General features: G+C 61.1%; 2 protein-coding genes. Both read left to right on the forward strand.

The genetic code is table 11. The features are described from left to right. A partial coding sequence (locus EN994_RS32570; RefSeq protein ID WP_245466160.1) for a LysR substrate-binding domain-containing protein occupies window positions 1-351 on the forward strand: 351 nt, incomplete at its 5' end. A gap of 121 nt (window positions 352-472) precedes the next feature. Then, a partial coding sequence (locus EN994_RS32575) for a PAS domain S-box protein (protein WP_127308208.1) occupies window positions 473-1,107 on the forward strand: 635 nt, incomplete at its 3' end.

Below are 1,107 nucleotides of genomic sequence, written 5' to 3' on the forward strand. Positions count from 1 at the left end.
CCGCAGAACCTGACCACCCACAATTGCATCAATCTGCGGCTGCCCACCTATGGCGGGCTCTATGCCTGGGAGTTCGAGAAGGCCGGACGCGAGCTGAAGGTTCGGGTCGAAGGCCAGCTTGTGTTCAACACGGCCGCTCTGCGCATGAACGCGGTGCTCGCCGGCCTCGGCCTTGCCTATCTGCCTGAGGAGCAGGTGACGGCCCATCTGGCCAACGGCCGGCTGGTGCGTGTGCTCGCCGACTGGTGCGGGCCCTTCCCCGGCTACCATCTCTATTACCCCAGCCGCCGGCAAGCCACGCCGGCCTTCTCGCTGCTGGTCGACGCGCTGCGCTACCGGGGCAAGGAGTAAGTCGGTGAGCAGCTTCCACCCGGCTTTGACTCGCCGCCGCCTGCGGTGACTATCCCCGGAAATGGTCGCGGAACCATTTCCGCGGCACCGCGTTCACTGCGGTTAACTGGAACTCCTATACGTGGCGCAAGTGACGAAAACCTCGAGCTCGACCTTTGATCTGCCCCACCAAATCCTCGATAATCTTCCCGTAGCAATCTACACCACCGACACCGAAGGCAAGATCACCTATTTCAATCGGGCCGCGGCAGATTTCGCTGGGCGCGAACCCGAGCTCGGAAAAGACCAATGGTGTGTGACGCACAAGCTGTTCACGACCGACGGTGAAGTGTTGCCGCATGACCAATGCCCGATGGCTGTCGCGCTAAAGGAGAACCGGCCGGTCAGAAACCAGTCGGCTATCTCCCAACGCCCGGACGGCACGCGTGTGCCGTTCCTTCCCTATCCCACACCGCTTCATGACGAGCAGGGCAGACTGGTCGGCGCCGTCAATATGCTGTTCGATCTCACTGACCGCCATCATGCCGACGAGGCCAGGCATCATCTGTCAGCCATCGTGGAGTCTTCCTTCGATGCCATCGTCAGCAAGGATTTGAACGGAGTCATCAGGAGCTGGAACTCAGCCGCCCAACGTCTGTTCGGTTACACCGCCGACGAAGCAATCGGAAGGTCGGTAACTATGCTGATACCGGACGACCATTTGGACGAAGAGCCGCGCATATTGGAGCGCATCCGCAAAGGCGAGCAGGTCGAGAC

This window comes from Mesorhizobium sp. M7A.F.Ca.CA.002.09.1.1 (genome assembly GCF_003998555.1).
Taxonomy (GTDB): Bacteria; Pseudomonadota; Alphaproteobacteria; order Rhizobiales; family Rhizobiaceae; genus Mesorhizobium; species Mesorhizobium ciceri.